We start from the raw sequence: 12,971 nt of genomic DNA on the forward strand, positions 1-12,971 counted from the left end.
TATTTTGCTTGAATTATGGGAAAATGAACTACAAGGTGCACAGATAAAAGTAATAGGTGTTGGTGGGGGTGGTAATAACGCTGTTGACCGTATGATAGAAAAAGGACTTAATGGTGTTGAATTTATTACAGTAAATACAGATCATCAAGCTTTAGCAAGATCAGGAGCTCCTACTAAAATACAAATTGGCGAAAAGATTACCCGAGGATTAGGTGCAGGTGCAAACCCAGAAATTGGAACGAAGTCAGCAGAAGAGAGTCGTGAAGAAATTATCCAATCTATTAAAGGAGCAGATATGCTCTTTATTACTGCAGGTATGGGTGGTGGTACTGGAACAGGTGCAGCACCTGTTATTGCAGGTATTGCTAAAGAACAAGGTATTTTAACCGTAGGTGTAGTAACGAAGCCCTTTAGTTTTGAAGGTAGGAAACGTATGATTAATGCTGAAAAAGGGATAGCTGAATTAAAGCAAAATGTAGATACTTTAGTTGTTATTCCTAATGATAAAATTCTACATGTTATTGATAAGAAAACAACGATGGTAGATGCTTTTAGTAAAGCAGATGATATTTTACAGCAAGGTGTACAAGGTATTACCGATTTGATTTCAAACCCTGGAATTATTAATCTTGATTTTGCAGATGTACGTACCATTATGAATAATAAGGGTGTTGCACATATGGGTATTGGTCGGGCAACTGGTGAAAGCAGGGCAGAAGAGGCTGTGAAGTGTGCTATTAGTAGTCCGCTGTTAGACACGAGTATTGAGGGAGCACGTTGTGTCCTTGTTAATATGTGTGGTGGTGAAAGTCTTGGATTAATGGAAGCAAATGTAGGAATGAGCTTGATACGTGAGTCTGTTGATCCTGATGCTGAAATTATTTTTGGTACGTCTATTAATGAAGAATTAGGTGATGAAATTATTATTACAGTTATTGCTACAGATTTTCAAAATGATGATATAAGTATTAATAGTTTCCCAAAGGTACAAGTGCCTAAAATGGAAACCAAACAACCTAGTTCAGGCTCTGCAAATTTAAATAGGGAAGAAAAATTCACACCGATTAAAGATATTCAAGTAGAGATACCACAGTTTTTAAGAAGAAATAGATAGTAAAAAAAGATACGATAATGTCGTATCTTTTTTTTTATACTCGTGCTATTTTTTACAAAATTTGTAAAACATTTCTTTTACAATAAGGATATTGAAAGAAAAGCTTTGTGAGGTGAGAAGGTGTATGTTTTATATTTAGATGTACTTTTTTTCATTAATTGGATAATGAATAGTATGGTGTTCTTAATAGCTACACTTATGCTCAATGAACCTTTACAGTTGAGACGACTGGGATTGGCTGGAGGGATGGCAGCAGCACTTTATTGCCTTGTAGTAAGTGTGCCTTTTTTACAAGATATACCAGCCTTAGTTTACACACTGATATTACCTAGTTTATCTATTTTATATTTATATAAACCTCGGCACATAACAATATTTATAAAAAGGTGGTTACTTTGCCAAGGATTAGCCTTTTTATTAGGAGGAACTACGTTTAGTTTATGGTATATGCTTGGCTATAAAGGAAACTTTGAAGAAATAAGTATTTTATACTTGCTAGGGATTGCAGGCAGTGTAACGTTGGTTATCTATATGAGCTTTTATAGTATTAGAAAACATTGGATTTTACCTCACTTTGAGTATAGAGTAAAAATGCTTCATCAAGGTAGAATAGGTGAATTCCAAGCTGTTGTGGATACAGGTAATATGCTTTATACACCTTTTAAGCATCAAGCAGTTAGCGTTGTTACTTATGCTGCTATAGAAAGTTTATTAACTGAGGAAGAATACTTATTTGTTAAAAACTACATGGGACAAAAAAACTGGGAAGAATTAGAGCAAATCCCAAAGGGGATAACACTTATTCCGTTTAATAGCGTGGGGTGTAAAAGTGGTTTTTTGATAGGAATAGAGATGGAGGAGATTTATGTTTATAGGCACAACAAAAGGCAAGATTTTAAAAGGTGTATTGTAGGAATTTCACCCACATCTTTTTTTTCAGATAAGGCCTATAATACATTGCTTCATCCTGAATTTATAGTTGATAAGGGGGAATGAAAATGAAAAAAAGAGTAAAAGTCTTAAACTGGCTTCGTAAGCGTTGGTATAGCTTTCTTACCTTTCTTTTAAAAAAGGTACCTCAGGCTGTTCATTATATTGGTGGAAGTGAGGTTTTGCCACCACCACTTAGTAGAGAGGATGAGGAAATACTTATTCAATGTCTTTCAGATGCAAGTGGTTTTGAGGAAGAAGAAAAACGAATAAAGACGATTTTAATTGAGCGCAATTTAAGGTTGGTTGTTTATATTGCTAGGAAGTTTGAAAATACAGGAATTCATATGGAAGATCTGATTTCTATTGGTACCATTGGATTGATTAAATCAATTAATACTTTTAAACCGAGTAAAAAGATCAAGCTAGCTACTTATGCATCACGCTGCATTGAGAATGAGATTCTGATGTTTTTAAGGAGAACCAATAAACTTAAAACAGAAGTATCCATCGATGAGCCTCTCAATGTAGATTGGGATGGCAATGAACTACTGCTTTCTGATATCTTAGGGACGGAGCCTGACATTATTTATCGTAATATTGAGGAAGAAGTAGATAAAGATTTATTGCAGCAAGCTCTTTTAAAACTCTCGGATAGAGAAAGAGAAATTGTAGAATTAAGATTTGGATTTAGTGAACAAGGTAAAGAGAAAACACAAAAAGAAGTCGCTGATTTATTAGGTATTTCTCAGTCCTATATCTCTCGTTTGGAGAAAAAAATTATATTGAGATTAAAAAAGGAAATTAATAGAATGAGTTAAGGAACTGAATAAATATATGTTTTATGGAAAAAATTATTTATAGACTTAACAAATGCTGGAAGAGTAGGACTAGGAGGCAGATGAGATGGCTATAAATAAAGTAGAAATATGCGGAGTAAATACGGCAAAGCTTCCCATACTTACCAATGAGCAAAAAGAAATTCTTTTTAAACTCATTGAGGAAGGGGATCATGTAGCAAGAGAAGAATATATTCGAGGTAATTTAAGACTTGTACTCAGTGTGATTCAACGCTTTAATAATCGTGGGGAATATGTAGATGATTTATTTCAAGTAGGATGTATTGGACTTATAAAAGCAATTGATAATTTTGATGTCACGCAGAATGTTAAATTCTCTACCTATGCAGTTCCTATGATTATTGGAGAAATACGACGTTATTTAAGGGACAATAATGCAATACGCGTAAGTCGTTCCTTAAGAGATACAGCGTATAAAGCATTGCAAGCTAAAGAAAGGTTAACTCGTAAGAATGCAAAAGAACCTAATATCAATGAAATAGCTTCAGAGTTAGGTATTTCTAAAGAGGAGGTAGTTTTTGCACTAGATGCTATCCAAGATCCCATTTCTTTATTTGAGCCAGTATACCATGATGAAAGTGATACTCTCTATATCATGGATCAAGTAAGTGATGACAAAAATCAGGATGATATTTGGCTAGAGAATATTGCTTTAAAAGAGGCAATGAAACATTTAAATGATAGGGAAAAACAAATACTTACATTACGTTTTTTTGCAGGGAAAACTCAAATGGAAGTAGCAACAGAAATAGGTATTTCACAAGCACAAGTATCACGTTTAGAAAAAACAGCTTTAAAGCATATGAAAAAATATATTTAGAGGGATATTGGGGGGAATAGTGATGATGCGTATTGCAGATATGAAACACAAAGAAGTTATTAATACATTAGATGGTTCACGACTAGGTTATATTTGTGACATTGAATTGGATTGGAATGAAGGAAAGGTGGAGAAGGTGATTATTCCTGGACCTAGCAAAATCATGGGTTTGTTTGGAAAAAATTTAGAATATGCAATTCCATGGGATAAGATAAAAAAAATAGGCGAAGACATCATATTAGTTGAAATGAATACAGAGGAATACTTGAAAGAAAGTGAGTATTGACAAGGGTGAGAACTATATGCTACTCTCTAAATAATACTAGAATGAGGGGGTAGATAAAATGAAATGCCCTTACTGTGGTTTTGGTACATCTAAGGTTCTTAATTCACGTCCTGTGAATGAGAATGAAACCATAAGAAGACGTAGGCAGTGTGAGCAATGTGAGCGTCGATTTACAACTTATGAAAAGGTTGAGACTATACCTATCATGATTATTAAACGTAATATGACACGAGAACCTTTTGATAGAGAAAAGCTTTTAAAAGGGATTGTACGTTCCTGTAACAAGCGAAGCATTAGCATAGAACAAATTGAAGGATTAGTAGACGAGATAGAAAATGCTATTAGTACGATGGAGACAAAAGAAATTTCTTCTACTACGATTGGTCAAATGACAATGGAGCACCTAAGGAACTTAGATGAAGTTTCATATATTCGTTTTGCTTCTGTCTATAAGCAATTTAAGAGTATTGATGAATTTATTACGGAGCTAGAAAATATAAAAAAACAAAAACAATAAAAGGCTACATTTAAGTATCTATAGATGTAGCCTTTTATTATGCCCAAAATTGACGGTCTAATAAGCGATAATGAAGAGCTTCAGCAAGTTGACTACTATCAATATGAGAAGTATTATCAAAATCTGCGATTGTGAGTGAAAGGCGAAGAATTTTATCATATGCACGTAAGCTTGAAGCAGTATGCTGAAACCAATTATTAAGTAAGCGTTGTGCTTCAGCTGTAAGTTGACAATAGTCATTTAAGCGGTTAGAAGGAATTTGACTATTCCAATGGAAAGATTGATTTTTAAAGCGTTCTTTTTGAAGTTCAAATACTTTTATAACATGAGTATAAAGCATTGTTGAGGAAGTAGTAGATGTTTTTTTCATTTCTTCAAGAGTAGGGGAGGGCGCCTCAAGGTGTAAATCCATTCGATCAAGTAGTGGACCAGATAGCTTACGAAGATAGTGTTTAATCTCTGTTAAACTACAAGAACATTTTTTAGTATCAGGATAATAACCACAAGGGCAAGGATTAGTAGAAGCAATAAATAAAAAATGTGCAGGATAAGTAATACTGGTTTGAGCACGCGAAATAGTAACTTGATGTTCTTCTAAAGGTTGGCGTAATACTTCAAGGGCTGAACGGTTAAATTCTAAAAGCTCATCAAGAAAGAGAACGCCATGATGAGCGAGACTAATCTCACCTGGCTTAGGATGAGCACCTCCTCCCGTAAGGCCAATAGGTGAGATTGTATGGTGAGGTGCACGAAAAGGACGCATACGGATGATGCCATGGTGAGGGAGTTTTTGTGCGACACTGTAAATCTTAGTAATATCTAGTGCTTCTTCCAAGGTGAGAGGAGGTAAAATAGAAGGTAATCTTTTAGCTAACATGGTTTTACCAGATCCGGGAGGTCCTATTAAGATGGCATTATGGTAACCACCAGCAGCTAGCATTAGTCCTCGTTTGACATTTTCTTGACCTTTAATATCTGCAAAGTCTAATGGTTCTTTAGGAATAGAACTAGAACAAGTGGTGGGAGGACAAGGTTCTAGATTTTTATCTCCTTTTAAAAAAGTAATAACTTGATTTAGATGAGAAGCAAGTAGGATAGGACATTTCTGAATGAGTGAAGCTTCTTCTTGATTGGTAACAGGTACAATACAATAAGTAAATTGTTGAGGAGAAAGATTACAAAGAATAGGCAAAAGACCTTTGACACTCCTTAGAGAACCATCTAAAGCAAGTTCACCTATAAATAATATAGAGGTAAGTATGTTGGTAGGGATTTCGCCCATGCAACCTAAGAGTGCTAAGGCAATGGGTAAATCGTAAAGAGAACCTTCCTTTTTAATGTCAGCAGGAGCAAGGTTGATAGTGATTTTACGAGCAGGAAATTTAAAACCACTATTTTTAATGGCACTTTTTACACGTTCTTTAGATTCTTTAACAGCGCTATCAGGAAGACCTACAATATCAAAGCCTGGTAAGCCATCACTTAGATCAACTTCTACTTCTACAGGTAATGTATCAACACCATTTAATGAAAAACTGTTTAATTTGCAAAACATCCGGTTATCCTTTCTTTAATGAACTTTTTTTAAGTATAGGATAAAAAGATAAAATTTAAACACAGTAGATTAATTTTTTTGAATATTAATAAAACGGTAAGGTGATGAGATAATGGATACAGTTTATAATATTTGGTTGCAACAAACGCCTTTAGTAGCTCGTCAAAAGCAGGAGCTACTGACTTATTTTGGAGAGGCTAAAAAAGTATATGAGGCTTCTTATGAAGCTTATTTTGAAGCGCATTTAGAAAAAAGGTGTATTGAGAAACTCTTACTAGCAAAGAAAAGACTTAACGAAGCAGAAAAGATAAAGAATTATTGTGAAAAAGAAGGCATATATATACTAGATAAAACTCATCCTGAGTATCCTTTCTATCTCAAGCAAATTGTAGATAGCCCTATAGTTTTATTTATTAAAGGACAGCTAGCTAGTTTGCAAAAACCTCTTTTTGCTATTGTAGGTTCTAGAAAATGTTCAGAATATGGTTATGAAATGGCGTATCAATTGGCAAGTAACCTAGCTCAAACAGGTATTACTATAGTAAGTGGTATGGCTTTAGGAATTGATGAAGCAGCTCATAAAGGAGCTTTAAGAAACGGAGATTCTATAGCAGTTTTAGGGACAGGAGTAGATTGTTGCTATCCTAAAAAAAATTATGGAATATATAAGGAAATGTGTCAAAAAGGGTGTTTGGTAACAGAATATGAACCAGGAATTGAACCGCTACCTTTTCATTTTCCATTAAGAAATAGAATTATCAGTGGTATGACAATGGGAGTATTAGTTGTGGAAGCAGACATTAGAAGCGGCTCATTAATTACAGCAAATCTTGCATTAGAGTATAATCGTGAAGTATTTGCTGTACCTGGAAATATTACTAGTTCTTTGAGCTCTGGTACGAATGAATTAATTAAACATGGTGCTAAATGTGTCACTTGTATAGAGGATATTTTGGAAGAATTACCTATAGATTTTTTAAATACATTTGAAGAGAATAAAAAAAATAGTTCTGTAAATCCTTATTATAAACTTGCACAACATGAAACTATAGTATATGCTTATGTAAGTTGGAATCCTATATGTTTAGAGGAGCTATTATTAAACACAAGGTTACCTTATATGAATTTATTAGAGTGCTTAGTAGGGTTAGAAACTCGTGAACTTATAAAGAGATTACCAGGAGAAAGATACGTACGTATTAAATGAGGAGGTCCATATGGCTGATAATTTAGTGATTGTAGAATCAGCAGCTAAAGTAAATACAATTAGTAGATTCTTAGGGAAAAATTATAAAGTAGAGGCATCAATGGGACATGTAAGAGATCTACCTAAAAGTCAATTAGGGATAGATGTAGAAAATAACTATGAGCCTAAATATATTACTATTAGAGGAAAAGGGGAATTACTTCAAAAAATAAGAAAGGAAGTAAAAGGTGCTGACAATATTTATTTAGCAACTGACCCAGACCGTGAAGGAGAAGCTATTTCATGGCATTTATTTCACACTCTTAAATTACAAGATAAAAATGTATATCGTATTACCTTTAATGAAATCACAGAAAAAGCGGTTAAAGAAGCACTTAAACATCCAAGAACTATCAATATGGATTTAGTAGATGCGCAACAAGCAAGACGTGTATTAGACCGTTTGGTAGGGTATAAGATTAGTCCAATTTTATGGAAAAAAGTGCGTAAAGGGTTAAGTGCAGGACGTGTACAATCTGTTACCCTTCGGTTAATTAGTGATCGTGAAAAAGAAATTCGTGAATTTGTAGAAGAGGAATATTGGTCCATAGAGGTTCACTTAAGTGCGAATAAGAGTAAGGCTTTTGAGGCAAAACTAGAGAGCAAAGGTGATCAAAAAATAACTATTGCTAATGAACAAGAAGCAAAAGCTATTATTGCAGCATGTGAAAAAGGTGAATTCCATGTTATAAGTACTAAAAAAAGTAATCGTATAAAAAATACAGTACTTCCTTTTACAACGAGTACAATGCAACAAGAAGCTGCCAAACACCTTGGTTTTTCTACACAAAAGACAATGAATATTGCTCAGCAACTTTATGAAGGGATTAAAGTAGGGAAAAAAGAAGTGGGTGTTATTACTTATTTACGTACTGACTCTGTACGTATTGCTGACAAAGCCAAAGAGGAAGCAGCACTTTACATCAAAGAAAAATTTGGTGAAAATTATTTAGGTGAACAAAAAGACAATGGAAAAGCTAAGAAGATTAATATTCAAGATGCACATGAGGCGATTAGGCCCACTTATATGGAATATGAACCAAGTGTAATAAAAGAATACCTTTCAAGAGATCAATATCGTCTCTATCATCTGATATGGAATCGCTTTCTAGCAAGTCAAATGGCACCTGCAGAATATGAAACTCATTCTATTAAAATTCAAAATGGCGACTATATTTTTAAGACAGCCTATTCAATTACTCTTTTTGAAGGGTTTATGAAAGCTTATAATTTAAATGAAGAAAAGACCAAGAAAACCAATCTATTACAAGTACAAGAAGGACAAAGTTTACAGTGTGGGAGCATGATTCCTAATCAGCACTTTACGCAACCTCCTGCGCGTTTTTCAGAGGCAATGCTTGTAAAAACCTTAGAAGAAAATGGAGTAGGGCGCCCTAGTACTTATGCACCTACTATTACGACACTTTTGGCAAGAGGTTATATTGTAAAAGAAAATAAGATGCTTTATCCTACGGAGTTAGGAGAAGTGGTAAACCATATTATGTTAGAGCAGTTTGATGAGATAGTAGATGTAGAGTTTACGGCTAATATGGAGCGTATTCTTGATGAAATTGCAGCAGGTAATGTAGAATGGAAAGAAATTATTAAATCTTTCTATCCACATTTTAATCAAACAGTATTAAAAGCAGAAGCTGAAGTGCAAAACGTAGATCTTACTGAAAAAACAGATATTCCTTGTGAAAAGTGTGGTACACATCTCATTGTACGTTATGGTAAATATGGTAAGTTTTTAGGATGTCCTAGTTTCCCAGAATGTAATTTTACAAAGCCTTGGTATGAAGAAACAGGTATTGTGTGTCCTATTTGTGGTGGTAAGGTACTTATTAAGAAGACGAAAAAGGGCAGAACTTATTATGGGTGTGAGAACAATGGCGAAAATTGCGAATTTATGTCTTGGGAAAAACCTACAGGTGACAAGTGTCCTGCATGTGGAGATGTGCTTGTTGAAAAAGGAAATAGTAAAAATAAAAAGACAGTATGTAGAAACACAACCTGTAATTATGGCAAACAGAATAAATAATTAATTTACAATTTGTTAAATATTATTAGTATTAAAGTTTACATTTATATATTGAGTTTTTTGTCAAATGGTGTTACTATTTGTTTATGGGCAGACAAAGTTGCTAAGTCAACTTTGTCTTTTTAAGTGAATGAATGTATATTTTCTAATTTTTTGAACATACTAAAGTATAGAAAACCTTTAGATTATAACTAAGTACAAATGAATTAAGGAGGAGATGTCATGTCTCAAGAATTATTACAAAAAATGCGTAAAGTGAATCGCTTACTTCAAAGATTTGGTTCAGATCGAGTTATCTTTTCTGATATCTGTGAAGTAATTGGTGATGTAGTTAAATCCAACGCAGTGGTTGTAAGTGCAAAAAGTAAAATATTAGGTGTAAATAGTACAATTCCTCATAACTTTGCAAATGCAGAACAATATATGGATTATTCTATCAATGATCAATTCATGACTATTATGGATCTTAAAGAAAATGTAGCATTAGAAAGTATTTTTACAGAAACACCTAATAGCGCAAATTATATAGCTTGCATTGTACCTATTATTGCAGGTGGACAAAGATTAGGTACTTTCTTACTCTATAAAGAAAAGGGAGAGGGCAATTTTACAACTGAAGATTTAATTTTAGCAGAATATGGTGCAACCATTGTGGCTGTAGAAATGCTTGGTTCGTTAAAGGATGAAACAGATGAAGAAGAACGTCGTATTGCTATTGTGAAATCAGCAATTGGCACGCTTTCTTATTCTGAACTTGAAGCTATCTTCCATATTTTTGAAAAACTTGATGGAACAGAAGGACTTCTCATTGCAAGTAAAATTGCAGATAAAGTAGGGATTACACGTTCTGTTATCGTTAATGCGCTTCGTAAATTTGAAAGTGCAGGTGTCATTGAATCTCGTTCGTTAGGTATGAAAGGAACTTATATTAAAGTTCTTAATCCAGCACTTCTTGATGAACTTGCTAAATTACGTAAATAATAAAAAAGATGACTTAGGTCATCTTTTTTATATGTAAAAGATAGTACTATAAGAGACATTTTAAAATAAAAATTAGTGTTTAAGATGGATATTTTTAGTAGCAAACAGAATTGGTTTTGAAACAAGGCGTTGTGTATTTCCAGCTAAGAAGATAATAAAAAGTAGAAGAGCCCCTAACCAATAAACAGGTAAATAAAATGGAGTTTTTTCAACTTGCCATTGCCATAAGGGATAAAGACATTTAGTAAGGAGAAAACTTATAAAGCCTTGAGCAAGTTTATAGAAAAAGTAAGGTACTAGAGAAAAAGGTACTTTTTCAAGGATATAAGAAGTTTGAAATAGAATACAGATTCCTCCAAAGCCTAGAATAAAAGCAATCAGTGGAAGGCTAGTTGCAGGAGGAAGAGCAGATTGGCATAATCCACTTACACCATTAGAAAGCTCTAGAAGACCCGAAAGAAATAAAAGCTGAGAAGAAGAAAGCTGAAGATGGTAAGGACTTATAAAAGCAGGTAATACAGTGATAAAGAGGCTTACTAGCACGGAAAAGAAAATGATATATGCACCTACATAGACGATAGTATCCATACCGTTCTTAACTGCTTCATTAAAAAGATTGGAAAAAGAAGAAGAGGACTGCGTATCATGGTGATTTCTTTTAAAGGAAGAAGCTCTAGCAGGAAAACGGCGTAAACAGATACTGATTAAAAAGGCAGAAAGAAAGTGGATAAAAAGTAAGAAGTAGCCTAAATGAGTGTTTTGGAGTAGTAGTGTACCTACTGTGCCAACAATAAATAAAGGACCACAGTTATTAGCAAAGCAAAGTACTTTTTGTGCTTCTGACAGGGAAAGATAATTTTGTTGATAGAGTTCCTTGGTTACTTTTGCCCCCATAGGATAACCTGCTATGAGACCAAGTATAAAAGCTAGCAAACTACCACCTGGTAGATGCCAGAGTCTTTGTGTCCACTTATTCATAGTGAATTGTAATTTGCCGAGAACATCAGAACCCATTAAAAGATTGACCAAAATAATAAAAGGAAGCAAAGAGGGAAGTACCTTATTAAACCAAAGAAGGAGTCCTGAGGAAGCAGCTTCAATGCAAAGCTGAGGATAAAGAAGCATAGTACCTAACAATAGAAAAATGAAAAAGATAAGGGTAATTTTTTTAAACACGTGCAACCTCCTTAGTAAAGCCTACATAATTTAAGACAAGTCTTTAATTATGTATATGAAAGAACAGATAAAAAAATAACAGCCTAAAAGGCTGTTAAACTTTAATAAAGGGTTGTGTGTAATCTTGAAAATAAAAAGAGGGTTTTTTACAAAGGTAATAGTAGAGCTGAGTTGCTCGTATTTCGTAAGTAAGAAGTTTTTGAGCTTCAGGCGAAAGTGTATGCTTTACTTTAGATAGATTGGTGATGATTGGAACAGATGCCTTTTGTGTAAGTTTTTTTAAAAGAGGAAAGGCTGTTTTTCTACATCCTAAGACTCGAATATAAGGAATCCAGTCGTGAGTTTCTAAAGATAACATATCTATTTTTTTAATATCAAGAAGGAGCCTTAAAAAGGCACGTTGTACAGTTGCCCGGGTATATGTTTTTGAGGTAACTGCAGTAAGAATAGTTTCTAAATCTATGGTTTGAGAAAAGGTATTGTAAATAGAATGCATTAAATCTTTTGGAACATCCCAAATAGAATACAAATCCTCTTTTTGGGATAACATAAGTTTATATTGGAGCAAACTACCTAAGTCGTCCCATTGTGGAAGTGCTGTAGGTTCTTTAGGAAGAAAAAAGAAGCTACTGGGTGGCATGCAGCTTGAAATAGATGTATGGTCACTAGCAAGTAATGCTTGGCGAATAGCAGTAGCAGAGGCAATAGGAGCTGTAATAACTGTTTGATGGTAATCGGCAATTTCCCGCTTTAGGGTAGTAGGTATGATAGATGACTCCCATTTAGTTAAGGCTCTTAAATATTCAATCCCTAGTATATTATTAGGAGATTCTAGAATTTTTTCTAAAGTGCAAGGTGAAAAGCCCAAAGCTGTAAGAGAGTGGATTAAAGCTTTTTGTCTTGCACGAGGAAAGCTTTCACCTTGTTGAAGTGCATGTTTGAGAGTCTGAGAAAAAAGAGGAGTTTCTTTTGATAGAGTAGAGGCAATTGTTTGGAGAAGCTCTAGATTTCCTACTTCACTACCAAAGGAAAGTGTATGGGTACAGCCTGTCTTGTGGAGAAGAGAGACAGCTGCTTCTGAAAAACGCTCTGCACTAGCTGTTGCGAAGGGAACAGGTAGTTCAAGAACGAGGTCGATACCACTGTGAAGAGCCATTTGAGTACGTGTAAATTTATCTGCAATACTTGGAAGGCCTCTTTGTGTAAAATGACCGCTCATAACAGCTATAACAAAATCTGAACCTATTTGTTTTTTGCAATAAGTGAGTTGATACAAGTGCCCATTATGAAAAGGGTTGTATTCGGCAACGATTCCTGTAACGTGCATAATTACCTCCAATTTAGATGTCGAATAAGCTTTTATTTTTATTGTAACGGAAACTTTTTAAAAAAGAAAGGCGATAAATTTTTGAATTATGTCTTGTATACACGAGATACATTGCATA

Annotated in this window: 12 protein-coding genes; 9 read left to right on the forward strand and 3 right to left on the reverse strand. The window is 34.2% G+C overall.

What is annotated here, in order from left to right:
• The first annotated feature begins 4 nt into the window (after positions 1-4).
• The 6 genes from ftsZ to nrdR all read left to right on the forward strand — a co-directional run bounded on the left by ftsZ (position 5) and on the right by nrdR (position 4,527).
• Positions 5-1,114: a cell division protein FtsZ gene (gene ftsZ / locus CS063_RS07130; RefSeq protein WP_099449005.1), complete on the forward strand. Its 1,110-nt coding sequence runs from the start codon at positions 5-7 to the stop codon at positions 1,112-1,114.
• Positions 1,115-1,234: 120 nt separating this feature from the next.
• Complete coding sequence (locus tag CS063_RS07135; protein ID WP_099449006.1) at positions 1,235-2,110, forward strand: sigma-E processing peptidase SpoIIGA; 876 nt, start codon at positions 1,235-1,237, stop codon at positions 2,108-2,110.
• 2 nt (positions 2,111-2,112) lie between these two features.
• The gene (sigE, locus tag CS063_RS07140) at positions 2,113-2,865 is read left to right on the forward strand and encodes an RNA polymerase sporulation sigma factor SigE (protein ID WP_099449007.1); all 753 of its coding nucleotides are present in this window, start codon (positions 2,113-2,115) and stop codon (positions 2,863-2,865) included.
• A gap of 85 nt (positions 2,866-2,950) precedes the next feature.
• Positions 2,951-3,724: an RNA polymerase sporulation sigma factor SigG gene (gene sigG, locus CS063_RS07145; RefSeq protein ID WP_099449008.1), complete on the forward strand. Its 774-nt coding sequence runs from the start codon at positions 2,951-2,953 to the stop codon at positions 3,722-3,724.
• Positions 3,725-3,746: 22 nt separating this feature from the next.
• Positions 3,747-4,010 (forward strand): YlmC/YmxH family sporulation protein, encoded by a 264-nt coding sequence (locus CS063_RS07150; protein ID WP_099449009.1) that lies wholly within the window; start codon positions 3,747-3,749, stop codon positions 4,008-4,010.
• Between the two features lie 58 nt (positions 4,011-4,068).
• Positions 4,069-4,527 carry a transcriptional regulator NrdR gene (gene nrdR, locus CS063_RS07155; protein WP_099449010.1) on the forward strand — a complete coding sequence of 153 codons (459 nt, stop codon included), beginning with the start codon at positions 4,069-4,071 and terminating at the stop codon, positions 4,525-4,527.
• A 37-nt stretch (positions 4,528-4,564) separates the two neighbouring features.
• Here nrdR and CS063_RS07160 read toward each other — a convergent pair whose 3' ends face one another.
• Entirely contained in the window at positions 4,565-6,082 is a 1,518-nt protein-coding gene (locus CS063_RS07160) for a YifB family Mg chelatase-like AAA ATPase (protein ID WP_099449011.1), read from the reverse strand.
• Between the two features lie 112 nt (positions 6,083-6,194).
• Between CS063_RS07160 and dprA the strand changes: the two genes are divergently transcribed.
• From dprA to codY, 3 genes are all read left to right on the forward strand, one after another.
• Positions 6,195-7,289, forward strand: a complete 1,095-nt coding sequence (gene dprA / locus CS063_RS07165) for a DNA-processing protein DprA (RefSeq protein ID WP_099449012.1) — start codon at positions 6,195-6,197, stop codon at positions 7,287-7,289.
• 10 nt (positions 7,290-7,299) lie between these two features.
• Entirely contained in the window at positions 7,300-9,369 is a 2,070-nt protein-coding gene (gene topA, locus CS063_RS07170; RefSeq protein WP_099449013.1) for a type I DNA topoisomerase, read from the forward strand.
• Positions 9,370-9,591: 222 nt separating this feature from the next.
• Complete coding sequence (codY, locus tag CS063_RS07175; protein ID WP_099449014.1) at positions 9,592-10,350, forward strand: GTP-sensing pleiotropic transcriptional regulator CodY; 759 nt, start codon at positions 9,592-9,594, stop codon at positions 10,348-10,350.
• A 72-nt stretch (positions 10,351-10,422) separates the two neighbouring features.
• Here codY and CS063_RS07180 read toward each other — a convergent pair whose 3' ends face one another.
• Both CS063_RS07180 and CS063_RS07185 read right to left on the reverse strand, forming a co-directional pair.
• A complete protein-coding gene (locus CS063_RS07180; protein ID WP_099449015.1) occupies positions 10,423-11,526 on the reverse strand; it encodes a hypothetical protein in 1,104 nt (367 codons plus the stop codon).
• 94 nt (positions 11,527-11,620) lie between these two features.
• Positions 11,621-12,853: a nucleotidyltransferase gene (locus CS063_RS07185; RefSeq protein WP_099449016.1), complete on the reverse strand. Its 1,233-nt coding sequence runs from the start codon at positions 12,851-12,853 to the stop codon at positions 11,621-11,623.
• Positions 12,854-12,971: the final 118 nt, after the last annotated feature.

The organism is Sporanaerobium hydrogeniformans (genome assembly GCF_002735925.1).
GTDB classification, from domain to species: domain Bacteria; phylum Bacillota; class Clostridia; order Lachnospirales; family Cellulosilyticaceae; genus Sporanaerobium; species Sporanaerobium hydrogeniformans.

Coding starts and splice junctions, on each gene's coding strand:
- dprA (WP_099449012.1), top strand. CDS start 6,195: ATGGATACAGTTTATAATATTTGGTTGCAACAAACGCCTTTAGTAGCT.
- CS063_RS07160 (WP_099449011.1), bottom strand. CDS start 6,082: ATGTTTTGCAAATTAAACAGTTTTTCATTAAATGGTGTTGATACATTA.
- codY (WP_099449014.1), top strand. CDS start 9,592: ATGTCTCAAGAATTATTACAAAAAATGCGTAAAGTGAATCGCTTACTT.
- topA (WP_099449013.1), top strand. CDS start 7,300: ATGGCTGATAATTTAGTGATTGTAGAATCAGCAGCTAAAGTAAATACA.
- nrdR (WP_099449010.1), top strand. CDS start 4,069: ATGAAATGCCCTTACTGTGGTTTTGGTACATCTAAGGTTCTTAATTCA.
- sigG (WP_099449008.1), top strand. CDS start 2,951: ATGGCTATAAATAAAGTAGAAATATGCGGAGTAAATACGGCAAAGCTT.
- CS063_RS07150 (WP_099449009.1), top strand. CDS start 3,747: ATGATGCGTATTGCAGATATGAAACACAAAGAAGTTATTAATACATTA.
- sigE (WP_099449007.1), top strand. CDS start 2,113: ATGAAAAAAAGAGTAAAAGTCTTAAACTGGCTTCGTAAGCGTTGGTAT.
- CS063_RS07185 (WP_099449016.1), bottom strand. CDS start 12,853: ATGCACGTTACAGGAATCGTTGCCGAATACAACCCTTTTCATAATGGG.